The 17,193-nt window shown below is 43.4% G+C and carries 13 protein-coding genes; 10 read left to right on the top strand and 3 right to left on the bottom strand.

Annotated elements, in window-relative coordinates:
- Window positions 1–13 precede the first annotated feature (13 nt).
- Both FXV91_RS19080 and FXV91_RS19075 read left to right on the top strand, forming a co-directional pair.
- Window positions 14–1,495 carry a dihydropteroate synthase-like protein gene (locus FXV91_RS19080; RefSeq protein WP_229392379.1) on the top strand — a complete coding sequence of 494 codons (1,482 nt, stop codon included), beginning with the start codon at window positions 14–16 and terminating at the stop codon, window positions 1,493–1,495.
- Between the two features lie 37 nt (window positions 1,496–1,532).
- Entirely contained in the window at window positions 1,533–1,991 is a 459-nt protein-coding gene (locus tag FXV91_RS19075) for a hypothetical protein (protein WP_229392378.1), read from the top strand.
- 707 nt (window positions 1,992–2,698) lie between these two features.
- Here the strand turns inward: FXV91_RS19075 and FXV91_RS19070 are convergent.
- Window positions 2,699–4,729 carry a sodium-translocating pyrophosphatase gene (locus FXV91_RS19070; protein ID WP_229392377.1) on the bottom strand — a complete coding sequence of 677 codons (2,031 nt, stop codon included), beginning with the start codon at window positions 4,727–4,729 and terminating at the stop codon, window positions 2,699–2,701.
- Window positions 4,730–5,809: 1,080 nt separating this feature from the next.
- On the opposite strand from FXV91_RS19070, the gene FXV91_RS19065 reads away from it, so the two are divergent.
- The 6 genes from FXV91_RS19065 to FXV91_RS19040 all read left to right on the top strand — a co-directional run bounded on the left by FXV91_RS19065 (window position 5,810) and on the right by FXV91_RS19040 (window position 13,355).
- A complete protein-coding gene (locus FXV91_RS19065) occupies window positions 5,810–7,825 on the top strand; it encodes a sodium-translocating pyrophosphatase (RefSeq protein ID WP_229392376.1) in 2,016 nt (671 codons plus the stop codon).
- A 1,128-nt stretch (window positions 7,826–8,953) separates the two neighbouring features.
- Window positions 8,954–10,087, top strand: a complete 1,134-nt coding sequence (locus FXV91_RS19060) for an MFS transporter (protein WP_229392375.1) — start codon at window positions 8,954–8,956, stop codon at window positions 10,085–10,087.
- Between the two features lie 253 nt (window positions 10,088–10,340).
- On the top strand, window positions 10,341–11,504 hold the full coding sequence (locus FXV91_RS19055) for an MFS transporter (RefSeq protein ID WP_229392374.1): 1,164 nt from the start codon (window positions 10,341–10,343) through the stop codon (window positions 11,502–11,504).
- A 160-nt stretch (window positions 11,505–11,664) separates the two neighbouring features.
- Window positions 11,665–12,150: an RNA-binding protein gene (locus FXV91_RS19050; RefSeq protein ID WP_229392373.1), complete on the top strand. Its 486-nt coding sequence runs from the start codon at window positions 11,665–11,667 to the stop codon at window positions 12,148–12,150.
- A 183-nt stretch (window positions 12,151–12,333) separates the two neighbouring features.
- Complete coding sequence (gene sepF, locus FXV91_RS19045) at window positions 12,334–12,714, top strand: cell division protein SepF (RefSeq protein ID WP_229392372.1); 381 nt, start codon at window positions 12,334–12,336, stop codon at window positions 12,712–12,714.
- Window positions 12,711–13,355 (top strand): ZPR1 zinc finger domain-containing protein, encoded by a 645-nt coding sequence (locus tag FXV91_RS19040; protein ID WP_229392371.1) that lies wholly within the window; start codon window positions 12,711–12,713, stop codon window positions 13,353–13,355. The genes sepF and FXV91_RS19040 overlap by 4 nt, the downstream gene beginning before the upstream one ends.
- Here the strand turns inward: FXV91_RS19040 and FXV91_RS19035 are convergent.
- Window positions 13,352–13,657 carry a hypothetical protein gene (locus tag FXV91_RS19035; RefSeq protein ID WP_229392370.1) on the bottom strand — a complete coding sequence of 102 codons (306 nt, stop codon included), beginning with the start codon at window positions 13,655–13,657 and terminating at the stop codon, window positions 13,352–13,354. The genes FXV91_RS19040 and FXV91_RS19035 overlap by 4 nt on opposite strands.
- A 161-nt stretch (window positions 13,658–13,818) precedes the next feature.
- On the opposite strand from FXV91_RS19035, the gene proS reads away from it, so the two are divergent.
- Together proS and cobT are read left to right on the top strand one after the other, a co-directional pair.
- Window positions 13,819–15,261, top strand: coding sequence for a proline--tRNA ligase (proS, locus tag FXV91_RS19030; RefSeq protein ID WP_229392369.1), 1,443 nt, complete (start codon window positions 13,819–13,821; stop codon window positions 15,259–15,261).
- A gap of 636 nt (window positions 15,262–15,897) precedes the next feature.
- Complete coding sequence (gene cobT, locus FXV91_RS19025) at window positions 15,898–16,947, top strand: nicotinate mononucleotide-dependent phosphoribosyltransferase CobT (RefSeq protein WP_229392368.1); 1,050 nt, start codon at window positions 15,898–15,900, stop codon at window positions 16,945–16,947.
- A gap of 49 nt (window positions 16,948–16,996) precedes the next feature.
- Here cobT and FXV91_RS19020 read toward each other — a convergent pair.
- Window positions 16,997–17,193: hypothetical protein (locus FXV91_RS19020; RefSeq protein WP_229392367.1), on the bottom strand; the 197-nt coding region annotated here is incomplete at its 5' end.

Raw genomic sequence — 17,193 nt, 5'->3', positions numbered from 1 at the left:
CTATCTAAAAAACATGGAGATTTTGATTGCAACAGGGCGGCTTGCGGAAAATACCGTGAGAAAAGCAGCTGGAGAAAAAGCAGACGTCCTTGTAGCAGATACTGATATTGCCGCTTTTATTACCCCGAAAAAGCTAATTAGAGCTTATCAGGAGGCAGGGTTTTCAAAAAAGTATGACCTTATTCTGCTTCCCGGGCTTGTAGCAGGGGACTTCTCAAAGGCATCGGATGAACTGGGCTGCAGAATTCGGCTGGGTTCAAAGCACGCTTATGACCTCAGCTTCGTACTCCATTTTGTAGAGGAGGTCGAGTTTTCCGAAAAAGTTCCGGCATGTGAGCTTCTCGCAGATGTGCGAAAGGAGATGGCTCTTGAGCTTGTCAGGAAAACCGAAGAAGAAGCCATTTCCTCTGTTAACCTCAGAGAAATAAAGCTTGGAGGGAATGCCCGAATGAAAGTCATGGGAGAGATTGTAGGGGCAGCGGAAATGGACCCTGCGGACCTGGAGATAAAAATCGAAGCTTTTATCGCCCGTGGAGCAGATATTATCGACCTCGGAGCTACACTTAACACCCTACCAGGACAGGTCCGGAGAACAGTAACCCTTGCAAAAGCCCTCACATGCACCCCCATAAGTATCGATACACTTGACCCTGAGATGATAAAAGAAGGAATAGAAGCGGGAGCAGACCTTGTTCTGAGCCTTAACGGCACGAACATGGAAACTGCAGGTCCGGCGGTTGCAGAAGCAGGCGTTGCAGCAGTTGTAATTCCTGATGAAGGAAACAGCCTGGAAAGCCTGAGAAGAAATATTGAAGCTGCCCGCAGGCTCGGAATTGAAAAAATCATAGCTGACCCTGTCCTTGATCCTGTAGGCCATAATATAACCGAATCCATTGTGCGCTACCATGAATTTCACAGGATGTATCCTGAAGTTCCACTATTCTTCGGAGCTGGCAATGTAACGGAACTCATGGACGTGGACACAATAGGAGTGAATGCCACACTCTGCGGGATAGGAGCAGAAGCAGGGGCGAGTATCCTTTTTACCCCCGAATACAGTGATAAAGCCCTGGGCTCCATAAGAGAGCTGAAAAAAGCCTCTGAGATGATGCAGCTTTGCAGGATAAGAGAAAGCTCCCCGAAGGACCTTGGCATTGACCTTCTCTGCATAAAGGAAAAACGAAGGCGCCCTGACAGCCCCCTCCCTGAAAAAGTAATCATGGCCAGAGCTTCGAAGAACTGGCGTGTAGACCCTGCAGGCCCCATTCGCGTCCGGATTGTGCCGGACAAAATAAGCGGAAACGGCGGACTGATCGTAGCTGAACATGAAAAAGCCACTGTTGCAGGAGAGAATGCCAGGGAAGTTATGGACACGCTACTTGAACTTGATCTGGTCTCGCGCCTGGACCATGCTGCATACCTCGGAAGAGAACTGGAAAAAGCCGAACTTGCCCTGCGCTTTAACCGGAGTTATGCCCAGGATGATGTTTTCTGAACACACCGGAAAGCAGGTGACACGGAGATGTGAGAAAATGAAACTCGAAAATGAAGATAAGCAATCAATCTTTGAGATAGTGGCATCCCGCTATTTCACAACACAGGACTGGAAATGGGTAAACCTGAGGAAAGACCTCAATAAAATCATCAAATCCTACGATGAATTGAACGAACAGTATGCTTCTTACTCTTATGTGAGCAGGGACTGGTATGTGGAAAATATGGGGTCAAGGAACATTCATATGTGCAATACCTGGGACGAGCTTAAGAACCTGGTTGCTTTCCTCAATATCCACGGGAAGACGTTTAATTTCCTTGTGAATACGGGAAACAGGAAGTCCTTCTGTATTGTGAGTGACTCAAGAGACCTGAATGAAGCCCAGGCGCATGCAATCAAAGAAGTACAGAAACTGGGGTATAACACTTTTGTGTTCCTTGCTACAATCCCTGATGAGATCGAATTCCAGCTGCTTCAGGTAAGGGGAGTTAACTGAACTCCCCCTGCCGAAAAAACCGCTGCTTTAAAAACAGACATATTTTCCTTACATATCCTTCCTTACATATTCTTCCTTTACATAGGGTCTTTTTTTCTCTTATTTAGAAAGTGGGTTTACAAAATAAATTAAAATTTTAAAAAATAGCTGAATTCACATTCAGAGAAATTGTTTTTGATTAAAGGCAGAAAACTCTTCCGGAATACCGTATAAAACCGAAAGGTTTTTACTGTATTAATATCAAATAGGAAACTGTATTCCTTTTTGGCTATTCGATACATAAATAACCATCGTGTACGAACAGCCTGTAGTGTGTGAAAAAAATTGTGTGTAAATAATCTCGTGTGTGAATAACTTACGTAGTGTGAACAAGAGGCTTGCCTATGGGACAGAAAGGAATGAAGAGCTGATGCTATGCTATTTTTGTTCCTTGCATTTATCCCTGGTACGCAATAGAGCTTAAGCTGTGGATAATTAATTCATGAGCCATCAACCCTCATGAGCCATCAAACCGGAAAACTTGAGATCTGGAAGAAAGGGCACATTCTTCAGATAATCAAAAAAAGCAGTAAGAAACACAGGAAATAAACAACCTGCCATAGATTAAGCAAGAGAAATACTGGAAAGTAAGTAAAAGAAACACTGAAAGGAAGACCAGAGTAAACTAAGCTAAAATAAAAAAATAAAAAAAGAAGGGAAAAACTAAATCATATAAACAAGGGTGCAAACACAACAGCCACAATGCTCATGAGCTTAATGAGGATGTTGATTGCAGGACCTGCCGTATCCTTGAAAGGGTCACCTACAGTATCACCAGTTACACCTGCTTTGTGGGCATTAGAACCTTTTCCACCAAAGTTTCCGAGTTCAATGTATTTCTTTGCATTGTCCCACGAACCTCCTGCATTAGACATTGTGATTGCAAGCATGAAACCTGAAACAACAGAACCTGCAAGGAGTCCGCCAAGAGCACCGGGGCCAAGCACAAGCCCGACTAGAAGGGGTGCAACAACAGCAAGGATTCCGGGTGGAATCATCTCTTTAAGAGCAGAGTGTGTTGAGATTGCAATACATTTGGTGTAATCCGGATCAGCTGTGCCTTCCATCAAACCTACAATTTCTTTAAACTGTCTCCTCACTTCAACAACCACTTCACCTGCTGCATTTCCGACAGCCAGGATGGTCATTGATGAGAAGAGGTAAGGAAGCATTGCACCTATTGTAAGCCCGATGAAGACATTAGGATTCATAACATCAATAGCATCGAGACCGACTGCAATACCATATGAAGCGAAGAGGGCAAGTGCAGTAAGAGCTGCTGACCCGATTGCAAAACCTTTACCCATAGCTGCCGTAGTGTTTCCTACTGCATCAAGCGTATCGGTAATCTGGCGCACCTCTTTCTTCTGGTGGGACATCTCTGCAATACCTCCTGCGTTGTCAGCTACAGGGCCGTAAGCATCGACTGAGAGGGAGATCCCGAGCGTTGCAAGCATTCCGACAGCTGCAATAGCTATACCATAGAGACCAGCGAGCTGGAACGAAATATAGATTGCAATACTGATAATAATAACAGGCCAGAGAGTTGACTCCATTCCTTTTGCAAAACCTGTGATGATATTTGTAGCTGAGCCTGTCTGGCAGGAATGTGCAACACTGAGAGTCGGCTTTTTATCATATGATGTATAGTGCTCCGTTATCTGCCCGATGAGGAAACCTGCAACAAGCCCTGCAACGGTTGCAAAGAATACATTCAACCCGTACTCTCCAAGGAGCTGGCCTGTAACGAAATATGAAGCAATGACAGTAAGAACGATTGCAACAATCAGCCCCATATTAAATGCCATGTGGATTGCTGAAGATTCGGTCTTGTTTGTACGGACAAAAAAAGTACCGATAATAGATGCAAGAACTCCAACAGCTGAAATAATCAGTGGAACCAGAACAACATTCTGAACTGGAATGCCAGGGAAAGTCGTTGCTGCTGTTGACGCTGCAAGAAGCATTGTTGCAACAATTGAACCTACATATGATTCATAAAGGTCAGCTCCCATTCCGGCAATATCTCCGACGTTGTCTCCGACGTTGTCGGCAATTACAGCAGGGTTTCTCGGGTCGTCTTCCGGAATCCCGGCTTCGACCTTGCCTACAAGGTCGGCACCGACATCAGCAGCTTTTGTGAATATCCCGCCGCCTACACGCGCAAAGAGGGCGATAGATGAAGCTCCAAGTGAAAAACCTGCAACGATGTTTACGGTAGTGAGCAGGTCCAGGTCTGTAAAGGTACTTCCAAGAATTATAAATGCCATGGACAGTCCAAAGAGACCGAGGCCTACGACACTCATTCCCATTACGGTACCGGATGCAAATGAGACCTTAAAAGCCGGACCAATACCTCGAGTGGCAGCATGTGTGGTCCGCCCATTTGCAATAGTAGCCGTAAGCATCCCTGCATATCCAGCTGTTGCGGAAAGCACTGCACCGAGAACAAAACATGCTGCGGTGAGAACTCCGTTTGGCAGAATTAACGCAATTACGATTGCAAGGAAAACAACAAAAACAGCGATCGCACGGTATTGCCTATTAAGATAGACCATAGCTCCACCGTGAATTGACGCAGTAATTTTCTTAATAAGATCATTACCCTCGCCTTCATCTCGGACGTTTTTGTAGGATATACCTGCAAAAATCAGACCAATAAGGGCACATATTGGTGCAAGGTAGATTAACATATCCATAATTTCAACCATCCTACCGGAAAACACATCAAAAGCACTTTAAGATAGTAATCTTCCAAAGTACTTTTTGTGATAATAAATGAGTCTTTGTATATAAATTAATACTCGATTTTCCATTGAAAATCCGAAGGAACTGGGAATTTCAGCCCCTACACAACAAAAATTTATCATTGCGGACAGACACGTTGCTACAATCTTATATAAATCTACTCAACAGTTATATTCTGCCTGTTCCATAGACTAATATAGACTGGTACTTTGCCTTCTTTTTTTGTTATAGATTTGTTTTTTAGATAGCTCCTGTGATTTAAACGACTTTTGCTGGTTGAATGCTTGTATTATTCAGGCAATTCATCCTGATTAGACAGCTCTTACTGATACATGAGACCTTTAAAGGTTGAACGGCCCCTGCTCATGTCTGGTCCCTGCCCAATTCCCTCAAGGCAAAAAACCAGGGTTCCCCCTCTCAATGATGGAGGAATACGGCAACTTATTACCTTGCTAGTAGAATAAATAAATATCTAATGGTGAACAGAATGAAAAAAACAGTTTCTTCGTCCTCATTTCCATTCTTATCCACTATCTGTTTACAGAATCAGAGACAAAACTGAGAGCGTCGAAAGAAGTACCGGAAAGAACACGGGACAATAATCACAGGTATTTCCGGAGACTATATTGAGTAAACCCTTAATCTGACCCTCTTTTTGCCTTTAAATATACTCCATATACTGGAGATTCGAGTTCTGTTTATCACTATTTAGGAGAAAAAAATTGTCGTATTGTAAGGAGCAAATAAACCTTCCATAAGGCAAAATGGCACAAAAGTTTATATAAAAAATAACTATTTACGCTTTCGTCGAAAATGAGGCTTTGACAATTAAAGATTATACTTGAAAGTAATACTAAATTGATACGTAAAATCATGATAAATTTCAAAGAAATATATGTATGAATGTATTAAGGGAAATAATGAAAGGGAAATAATGAGAGGGAAATCGACGCTAAAGGATAGGAAGTCTTGAAGGGATTATAAAAATATGTTAATGTGAATGGGTATCAAAACCAAAGGATAGGAAATTTATGGAAGGTTTAATATTTATTGCTCCTTTAGCAGGCGTTATAAGTCTGGTATTCGCTGCTTTTTTCGCAAAAAGCATCCTGAAGGAAGATACCGGCAATGAGAAAATGCAGGAAATAGCCGGAGCGATTCAGGAAGGGGCCATGGCTTATCTAAATCGTCAGTACAAAACGATTGCAATGGTTTCAATCATTCTTTCGTTCCTGATTCTCGTTTTGCTTGATGATGGGCTGAAAATCGCCATCGGGTTCCTTGCAGGAGCCATAAGTTCGGCTGCTGCCGGTTATATAGGGATGAGCGTTTCAGTCAGGGCAAACGTCCGGACCGCTCATGCTGCATCAAGCGGGCTTGAGAAAGCCATGTCAGTTGCATTCCGCGGGGGGGCTGTGACAGGACTTGCAGTGGTAGGGCTTGCACTGCTCGGGACAAGTGGCTTTTACATCCTGTATGGGGATGTTGACCTGGTTGTAGGATTTGGTTTCGGAGCTAGCCTTATCAGCCTCTTTGCTAGGGTTGGCGGAGGGATCTTTACAAAAGCTGCTGATGTCGGTGCCGACCTTGTAGGTAAGATAGAAGCCGGAATTCCCGAAGATGACCCCAGGAACGCAGGAGTTATTGCTGACAATGTAGGTGACAATGTGGGAGACTGTGCAGGTATGGGGGCAGACCTCTTTGAGACATATGTGGTTACTTCTCTGGCTGCCATGCTCCTCGGTTCCCTCATTACCGGCACTTACGAAAATGCTATACTCTACCCGCTGATACTTGGTTCTGTCGCAATTTTTGCATCAATTATATCTGTCTTCTTTGTGAAAATAGGAAAAGAAGGGAAGATTATGCAGGCTCTCTACAAAGGTGTAGGTGGCTCTGCAATTATCAGTTTGATTGCTTTCTATTTCGTAACCGATTCCCTTATGGGAGATATAAGGCTTTTTTATGCTACTCTCGTAGGTATCATTATCACGGTGCTTATGGTGATGATTACGGAATATTATACTTCTACAAGCTACAGACCGGTAAAGACAATTGCATCCTCTTCAGAAACAGGGGCTGCAACCAATATTATTTCAGGATTATCAATAGGTTTTGAAAGCACGCTCGTACCTACCGTAATAATTGTGGTAGGCATACTCGCTTCATACTTTATTGTAGGGGGAGCTGCAGACGCAGGGATAGGGCTTTACGGAATTGCCATTGCAGCCGTTGCAATGCTCTCAACCACAGGCATGATAGTTGCTCTGGACTCTTACGGCCCCATTACAGACAATGCAGGAGGAATTGCCCAGATGGCAAATCTTCCGGCTCAGGTCAGAAAAGTTACGGATGCCCTTGATGCAGTGGGGAATACTACAAAGGCTGTTACCAAGGGATATGCTATAGGTTCGGCAGCTCTGGGTGCACTCGCCCTATTTGCACATTACCGCAGCAAGGTAAACCTTCAGGGGCAGTCCCTGAACCTCGATGATCCGGTGGTGCTCGCAGGGCTTCTTCTCGGAGCCCTCCTGCCTTTCGTGTTCAGTGCAGTTACAATGAGTGCAGTAGGAAAAGCTGCTTTTGAAGTCGTAAATGAAGTCCGCAGGCAGTTCAGAGAGATTCCTGGCATTATGGAAGGGACTGCAAAGCCGGAATACGGGCGCTGTGTTGACATCGTGACAAAAGCAGCCCTCCATGAGATGGCAATGCCCGGCTTCCTTGCAGTAATCGTACCTCTGCTTGTAGGGTTCATCCTTGGCCCGAAAGCGCTTGCAGGATTTCTCATCGGGCTTATTATAGTCGGGTTTATGCTCGCCCTCATGATGGATAATGGAGGAGGAGCCTGGGACAATGCAAAAAAACTGATTGAAGATGGAAATTACGGCGGAAGAGGCTCAGAAGCTCATAAAGCTGCAGTCGTCGGGGATACTGTAGGCGACCCTTTCAAAGACACTGCTGGACCTGCCCTTAACGCCCTGATTAAAGTTGTGAACATGGTGGCAATTCTCTTCTCATCCCTTATAATTCACAGCGGCCTATTTTAAGGAAAGAGAAGGATCTGGAATCCCTTAAACCGGGATTCATCCCCCAATTTCACATATTACTTTTTTATGATGTGTTATCATTTATATTATATTAATTAATATTTACCGGTTTTCAGTTCTGTTTTCTACATCTCTAGGGCTTGTCTGTGCTTTGAGGCTGTTATCATAGAATACTCAACTTTTATAGCATACTCAACTTTTACATAACTACTTAATTTCAATAAGTAGAATCCGGGATTAATTTTACTTTTATTCCATAAGTTTCCTGCAAAAATTATCAGTTTCATACAATTTTATGTTTATTATTTTATAGTCAAATAGTGACCCTCCAAGAATTTTACATTTATAAGTAATTTGCTTCTTACAAAACAGAATTAATTTGTTTTGGGATTAAAACATTCATAAGGCATTTTATAAAGAAACGAATAACGAAAAAAGGAAATAATAAGACTTTAATGAGTACGGAACAGAAAGATAAAAATAGAAAAGATAATAAGCAAGTAATTTCATTGTTCTTAAATAGGAAAAATTAATTGTAGTAAAATTCGCTGAAAGTTTAGACTTAATAGATAGTTCTTGACTAAAACAATCCGAGGGTTAGATTACCAGGTAAAGAGCCTTATTATAACCCCATATCACAATGCATGACAAGAAACAAATTACTGAATCACTGCAACATAGTAAAAACCGAAAAAGTCAGGAAGCCCCCGCTGAAAAATCCGCTGAAGCAACAGAAAAAATTTGATCTGGCATAAATAGACAAAAAAGGAAGAAATAGATAAAAAAATGCTGGATAATTAGAAGTAGTGTGAGCGGGTTGGGGAGTGGGGGGTCATATGGGGAGTGGGGGGTATGGTATGTGAAAAAAGTTTCCCGCTCACATTACTCACAATAACACCTATTCAAATTAATTATATAAATAGCTATGCATTTCATTCCAGTCTAATATAATATCAAAAATATCATGCCAGAACACTATTTTGAATTCTACGTTTTGCATATATATTTTGTGCCTGTCCAAGAGAAAAACCCGCAGGACATTCAAAAAGAGGTAACATACTCTAAGTAACAGGCTCTGAAAGAACACCACAATAAGAAACTTATACGAGATTGCGGGTTTTTAGTTTTATGAACCCTGACAGGCGTTTAATTTATGTTGCAGTTTTTGCAATTATGGGGCTCTCCAATGCTGTAATACCTATCCTTCCGGAACTTGCAGCCCATTACCACAGTACGTATGGGGAACTCGCATCAAGCCTGCTCTTTTCAGGGTACTTTCTGGGAGCCCTTGCAACAATGCTCCCGTTCGGGATTCTGGCTGATAGGTTCGGAAATCTCAGGTTCATAGGACTTGGTATTGTCCTTACAGTCATTTCAGGGCTGATTATCCTTTTCTCCGAAAACCTCTGGGCTCTTTTAATTGCCAGGTTTGTTGAAGGTTCTGCCTGCGGAGCTTTTTTTCCCGCAGCATTTTCTACACTTTCAAAGTGCAAAGACCCCGGACGCCGCATGGGAGAATTTACCTTTCTTTTCAATGCAGGACTGGCTGCAGGAGCTCTATTCTCAGGGCTACTGGCAGAAATATTCCTCAAAGGCGCTGTCCTTATTTTCACTTTTTTATCTCTTCTTTTGGTTATCCCTCTTCTTCCCAGCTATAAAGAGCTTATTAATCCAAAAGAAACAGGTGAGAAATCGGATTTGCTGTCAGGCCCGAGCTCTCATAAAAATTATTTTAAACATTCTTTCAGGGAAGTTGCAGGGCTCCTTAACCGCCACAATTCAGTGATATGGCTGAGTTCTTTCATCCTTAACGGAGCTGTCGGGGTTCTCATAGCCTACTATCCGGACTATAGTCTTGGAGTTTTAACAAAAGCCCAGCTTGGAAGCGCTATTGCAAGCCTCTATATCTGCGCCATGGTCACTTCTCTTCTGGTTGGGCGTTTTGTCGTAAAGGAAAAAACCGTAATCTGGATAGGATTGGTTTTTTCTGCCCTTGGGGCCTTTTTTGCTATCAATCACCCCTTCCTGGGCTTCTCAAGCCTTGGAGGCGGGTCAGGAATTGCAATGGTAGGTTTTGCCCTTGCTGTTGCAAGAATGGATGCAGACAGAGGTCTTGCCATGGGGCTCTTTAACACAACCATATATGCAGGACTTTCTCTGCTTCCGATTGCTGCAGGGCTCCTTACAGAGGTTCTGACTTTTGAGAAGTTATTTATCGCAAACGGATGTATTCTCGCAGGAACTCTTCTATTGAAAGACTGAAAAACAGGGCCCAGAGCAAATAAGAGTTGACAGAAGCAAGGATTCAAGTAAAAAAGATATCAAGTAAAAAGATAAAGACATCAGTAAAAAAAGAAAAAATTCATAATAAGGATCCTAAAGAATTCGGTCCCAGGAAAATCAGAAAATAGGAAGCCTGCTGAAAAATCAAATTGCGGAAAAAATCGATTGCAAAAATCAAATAACCGGTTACAGAAGACCGAATTACTGGCAAAAATATACAACCGAAAAACTCATGAACTCGAAAAAACTCATACTTTACTCTTCAGTCTTTGCTATTCAGGGTCTTTCCAATGCAGCAATCCCTGTCCTTCCTGAGCTTGCAGGAAAGGGAAACGCAAGCCCTGCCATCTCAAGCTTACTTTATTCCGGATATTTTATAGGAGCCCTGCTCACTCTGCTCCCTTTCGGAATCCTTGCGGACAGGACAGGAAACCTGAAAGTAGCAGGGCTGGGAATCACACTTACTGTTATTTCAGGACTTTTTATTTCCTTTTCCGATAACCTGTGGGTTCTTGGCATCTCACGCTTCGTAGAAGGCCTGGGCTGCGGGGCTTTTTTTCCTGCTGCTTTTTCCATACTTTCGGAATGGAAAGACCGCCAGCAAAGCCTTGGAGAATTTAATTTCCTGTTAAATGCCGGACTCGCTGCAGGAGTTTTTTTTTCAGGTATGCTTGCAGAACTGGGGATCAAGACTGCAATAAGCATCTTTACTTTACTTGCAGGCTTTTCTTTTGCCCTCTTTCTCCGGGAAGCCTGGAAACTGATATATTCGGATAACTCTGGCAGGAAAAAGGAAAAATCCGGCGCCTCAGATATTAGAGACTCTTCAGGAGAGAAACCTGAAAACCAGGTGACTTTCAAACCCGGCGAGTATCTGGAAAAATCCGGAAAAGCCTTTTTTGAAAGCGGCTTCTGGAAACTTTGGGGAATCTCAGTTCTCCTCTACGGAGCCACAGGCCTGTTGACTTCAAATTACGCGGACTACAGTGCAGGCTTCCTAACAAAACCGGAGCTGGGTCTTGCAATTTCTGCCTCATACGTGGCTGCAATGTTAAGCTCCCTTGCTGCAGGAAGGACCAGGGCGGATTATAAAAGCATAGTAAGAGCAGGAGTAATCCTTACAGCTGCAGGGATTCTGCTCTCTGTAAAAGCACCTCTGCTGGCATTCTTCCTTATCGGTGCAGGAGGAGGGGCTGCAGTTATAGGCCTCGTTGCTGCCGTATCCAGAATCAGCTCGAGTGGGGTTGCAATGGGGCTATTTAATACAGGAATTTATGCAGGTCTCGGGCTGATACCGGTTTTTGGAAGTTTATTTATAGAGCCTTTAGGCTATGAAACAGTATTTCTCGGAAGTTCTCTGGCGCTTCTTATAATACTTTTTATAAAAATTGAATAAAAACCTAATACGTTGAGCAGAAGCCAGGAGCAATGAATAAAAAACATACAGAGAGATTAAGTCTTCGGGAAAAATCGCATATGAGCCCCCACACAAGCTTTAAAAGGCTCAAAAACCCTATCCTATGAATAACCGCAACTTTTTGAAATCAGGTGATTAATTGAAAGTAAAGTCAAGAGTTCAGCTGAGGAAAAATGCAAAGATTAAGATGCTAAAAGATCTTGAGTCCGCCTTCGGTGAAGAGATGATAGAGCTGGAAAACAAGACTCTCGAAAAGGTTACCCTGGATGAATATTCCCTTATCCTTGTGGAAGGCAGGCCTCTTCTGTTTGAAATAGAGGGGCATCTTTTCCCTACGGTCCGCGGAGCTCTTGAGATGGGGCTGCAAAAACGTCTTGTTATCGTAGACAAAGGAGCAATTCGTTTTGTTTCAAACGGAGCGGACATTATGGCTCCCGGAATCGTGGAAGCTGACCATGAAATAAAAGAAGGGGACTTTGTGATTGTAGTAGAAGAAACTCACAGAAAACCTCTTGCAATAGGAAAAGCCCTTATGGAGGGGCAACAGATGGTTGATGCAGATTCGGGAAAAGCCATAAAGTCAATATCCCATGTAGGGGATAAAATCTGGAATTTTGAGTTATAAGAGTACTAAGAGTGCCTGTAGAGAGGTACTTTGTTCAGGAATGAATTGTTCTACAGTAAACGAAAAAACTTCTGAACAGAAGCTGGAAACCAGTGTGGCTTTATAATAGCAAAATTAATTAATATAGATTCCAATATAGGACAGTACTATCCAAATTTAAAAAAATACAAAAGGCGTGCATAAATGGCAAAACTCATAGACAAAATCCTTGGCGGCAGTGTAAAAAGTTCAACCAGTGCCGAAGATTACACTGAAATAGACCTCAGTAAATATGAAGAAGTCATGGAGGACGAGCCTGCAGAGACTTACGTAAAAATTGCAGAAGTATCAAGCATCAACCAGGTTTCCGCACTCAAGCAGGAAATTTACAACGGAAACATCCTTATGGTTGATATCTCAAACATCAGAGGCGATGACCTGCTAAGGGACAGGGTTTTAAAAGAGCTGAAAGATGTTGTTGTCGATGTCCATGGAGATATTGCAGGCGTCAAAGGAAACACTGTGATTGTAACTCCTACTGGCATTAAAATCGACAGATCAAAGATTATTGGTGGAAAATATTGAATCAGGATTATTTTAAGAATGAAAACTTTGAGACAAGGATCTCCTGCCCTCTGTGTCAGAGCGACCTTGTAATGAAGTGGCAGAGAGATAATATCCCCTACTTCGGTGAGATCATGTACATAACTGCAAGATGCGAGTGCACTTTCCGTTTTGCAGATACTATGATCCTCTCCAGTAAGGAGCCCATGCGCTACGAGCTGTCAGTAGAGAGCCAGGAAGACCTGAATGCAAGAGTCATCCGCTCAACTTCAGGAACAATTCGCATTCCGGAAATGGGGATTGCTGTAGAGCCCGGCACGGTTTCTGATTCGTATATAACGAACATCGAAGGTGTGCTGCAGAGGGTCCAGAATGTCCTTATGACCGCCAGCAAATGGGTGCAGGAGGATGAAGAGAAGTTCGCCCGCAGCCAGGAACTCCTGTGCATGCTCAATGAAGTGATGGAAAGCAAGAGAAAGATTACAGTCATTATTGAAGATCCACTCGGGAACAGCGCAATAATTTCAAAAAAGGCTGTTGCTACAAGCCTCTCAAAAGAAGAGGCTGAGAAGCTAAACACCGGCATGATAGTTTTCGATGTTGATAAATCCGAACTTGAACATGATACTTCGGATAACGTCCAACCCCTCGGAGGAGATTAATTCTTTTTTCCGATTTTTAGTAACAGCCCGGCCAGGATTTCTGGGGGTGGAGCCCCCATATAGTTATTTACTTTTATTTCAATAAAGGCAAGCACGTCAAGGGCTGCACATGTATTTTTTCTACTGAAACGGAGCAGCAGGAATATGCCGCTCAGGGTGCAAAACCGGAAAAGCCATGAGCAGAGCCTTCCGGATAGGTGACGGGTTGAAAAATACAATGTGCCTGCGGCTAAGGTCGTTACGCCGCCAGGAAGCCCAGTCCTTAGTTCTATTATATGAGATAGCGACATCCCATTATGCAACAATAATCTCGTAATACGTAACAGCACCTCATATATAACCTGGCATATAACCTGACAACATCCCGTTATAAGGTAATAGATGAAGTCACTATGCTGGATTAACTAGTTTCAGATAGGGTTATCATAAGAATTAACTGAAATCACAATAATACGGTGAAGGTATGGCAGAAAGCGAAAAAGAAGCAGCACTCCCTCCAAAAGAGGAATTCAGTGATTGGTATAATGAACTCCTGTGGATGGCAGAAATAATGGATGTCCGCTACCCTGTAAAGGGACTTTACGTCTGGTACCCCTTCGGTTTTGCCATAAGGAGGAATACCTACAATATCATAAGGGAAATTCTTGACAATAGCGGACACCAGGAAACTCTCTTCCCTCTGCTTATCCCCGAAAATGAGTTCATGAAAGAAGCCGAGCATATCAAAGGCTTTGAGAATGAGGTATACTGGGTTACCCATGGAGGAAAAGACCCTCTTGACATACCCCTTGCTCTCCGTCCCACAAGTGAGACTGCAATATATCCGATGTACAAAATGTGGGTCAGGTCTCATGCAGACTTTCCTCTCAAGCTCTATCAGATAGTCAACACCTTCCGGTATGAGACAAAACACACCCGCCCTCTGATAAGGCTCAGGGAGATCACTTCCTTTAAAGAAGCCCATACAGTGCACGCCACCTGGGAAGACGCAGAGGCTCAGGTAAAGGAAGCTGTTGGGCTATATACCGAGATATACCGCAGGCTGGGAGTCCCTGTGCTCCGCTCAAGGAGACCTGACTGGGATAAGTTCCCTGGCGCAGACTACACCGATGCTATTGATGCCGTGATGCCTGACGGGAAGACACTCCAGATAGGAACTGTCCACCACCTTGGCGACAACTTTGCAAAGACCTTCGATATCAAGTACGAGGCTCCTGACGGCGAACAGCGCTATGCTCACCAGACATGTTACGGGATTTCAGAAAGATGCATTGCAGCCACTATTTCCATCCACGGAGATGACAAAGGGCTTATCCTGCCTCCCGAAATAGCACCTGTACAGGCAGTCATTATCCCGATCATATTCAAGAAAGGGGCAGAAGAAGTGCTTGCAGCCTGCAGGGATGTCCAGGAGCGCCTGAAGAAAATAGGTATCAGGGTAGAGATCGATGCAAGTGACCTGCGTCCCGGAGCAAAGTATTACAAATGGGAGATGAAAGGCGTACCCCTCAGGATTGAAATCGGTCCCCGAGACCTGGAAAATAGTGTTGCGGTCACTGTCAGGAGAGATACAGGGGAAAAGGAACAGATCCCTCTTTCCGAGATCGAGACCGGAGTTCGCCTGAAATTTGAGGCAATCCAGAAAAGCCTTTATGAAAAAGCTGAGTCTGGACTCGAAAGCCGTATCTTTGACTGCACCGAACTTGATGAAGTAAAGGAAAAGATTCAGAAAGGAGTTGCAACAATCCCCTGGTGCGGCAAAAGAGAGTGCGGACTTGCAATGGAAGACCGGATAGGGGCAGGTATCCTTGGAATTCCCCTCACCCCCAGAGGAAAAGGAAAGGAAAAATGTCCTTCCTGCGGAGAAGAAACAGAGACCCGCGTTTACGTTGCAAGAACATACTGAGCCAGGCAAACATCATTTCTTAAATATTAGCAGGAAAATATGGGGCAGCTGCGCCTCATATTTCTGGTTTTTTCTTTTATACGATTTACCTTAAAGAATCCGGGTTTTCAAACATAAGGATAGATGCGTAAGATAATCATAAGGATAAATGCAGAGAGAAAATCCCTTCAGACGGTCATTTTCTATTTTTTTTCAAAAAAAAACTGGCAGCCCTTCCCGGGAAGGTTTATTTTCAGGGCATTAACCTCTACTAACTAACATATCATAAATGCCCGGCTTCAGTCAAAATAGATACATGAAATGTCCTTATACCTTTACACAACTGATCTTTACCATATGTTTCTTGAAGACTAATCAACTGGTTCTGGAATTTGGGCAAAATAAAGTAAAGTTAATTTGAGTATAATTAAAATATAATTGAGTGCCGATAAATATTAAATACTAAGTAGAAGAATTCTTCACTGGACTTCGAGGAAATTTACATCAATTTATCTCAATTTATGCATGGAACTCGCTTATCTATACGAAATCCATTCCGGAAAAAAGTTTGAGAATTATCCACAGACTTATCCGTGACTTATAGACTTATTTGCGATGTATAGACTTATCTGCGTTAATTTCATAGAGGAGATATGAATGGCCTGGATAGAACCGGAAGTAGTGAAAAAGCCTAAAAAACCGATGTTTTTGTGCATACTTTCCAGCACAAAAACAGCACATATACCCAAACTCTCAGCAGCAGGGAAAACAGCTGAACTTACGGACTATACGCCTGCAGGGGATGCGGAACTTATGGAAACAGGAAACATTATCAGTGTACCGGTGCTTCCCATGACTCCTCCTTATGACACCCCAACCCCTGCAATTATGACCCGTTCGGCGCTGAAGCTTACTGACGTTCCCTATCATTTCATAAATTCCGGCTTAATAGTAACGCCGGAGGTCCCGTGTATTGACCTTAAAGCAAGGCCCGGAGAGGATATCCGGAAGTCGATTGCAGTAAGAGATGTACAGGGCATTTACGAGCGAGCAAAATTCCTTGCCAAGAGGCTCAGAAACCAGGTAGATCAGGTAATTATCGGAGAAAGCATCCCCGGAGGCACAACAACGGCAATGGGAGTTTTAATGACGCTCGGATATAATGGAAATGTTAGCAGTAGCGCAGATGAAAATCCCCTTGAGCTTAAAAAACAGGTTGTTGAAGAAGGAATGAAAGCCTCAGGTCTTACATTTGGCTGCCTGAAAGACGACCCCATGAAAGCTATTGCCTGTATGGGAGATCCTATGATGCCTGCAGTCGTAGGCCTTGTTGCAGGCTTCCAGGGCACTGAAACCAGTGTTGTCCTTGCCGGTGGGACTCAGATGGCAGCAGTTTACGCCCTGATTAAACACCTGGGATTCAATACGGAAAAGCTCGCTATCGCAACCACACGCTATGTAGTGGAAGATAAATCCGCAAATTTCATTGAGCTGACCAGAACTCTTGGGGTACCTGTAGTGTACGTTGCAGACCCTGGTTTCGGCAAGTCAAGCCTTAAAGGGCTTCACAGGTATGAAAATGGCACTATAAAAGAAGGTGCAGGTGCAGGCGGAGCCATGTATCTTGCAGGCCTTTTCGGGATTACCCAGGACCAGTTCAGAGCCGAAGTGGAAAATGTCTGTAAACTTCTCAAAGCGGGACACTGAAGAAAGAAAACCAATTTTAAACCGCTTTTTTGCGGAAATTAATGTTTATTCAACAAATGAGTTGATTTTTCCTTTCTTTTTTCAAATAACAGACAAAAAAGTGAACTACTCCTCCCTGTCCAATCCGGCAAACCGGATCGTCTGAGGGAGGGGCTTCCTTGAGACTACTCAGCCTAAAAACAATATCTGAGCGATCCTCTTCCTTCATCCCCCTCTCTAATGAGAGCGAGTCCAGAGGCTCTACCC

Source organism: Methanosarcina sp. DH2, from assembly GCF_020804225.1.
Lineage (GTDB): Archaea > Halobacteriota > Methanosarcinia > Methanosarcinales > Methanosarcinaceae > Methanosarcina.
Note: the sequence above shows the minus strand (reverse complement) of the source record. Positions and strands in the feature narration are given on the sequence as shown.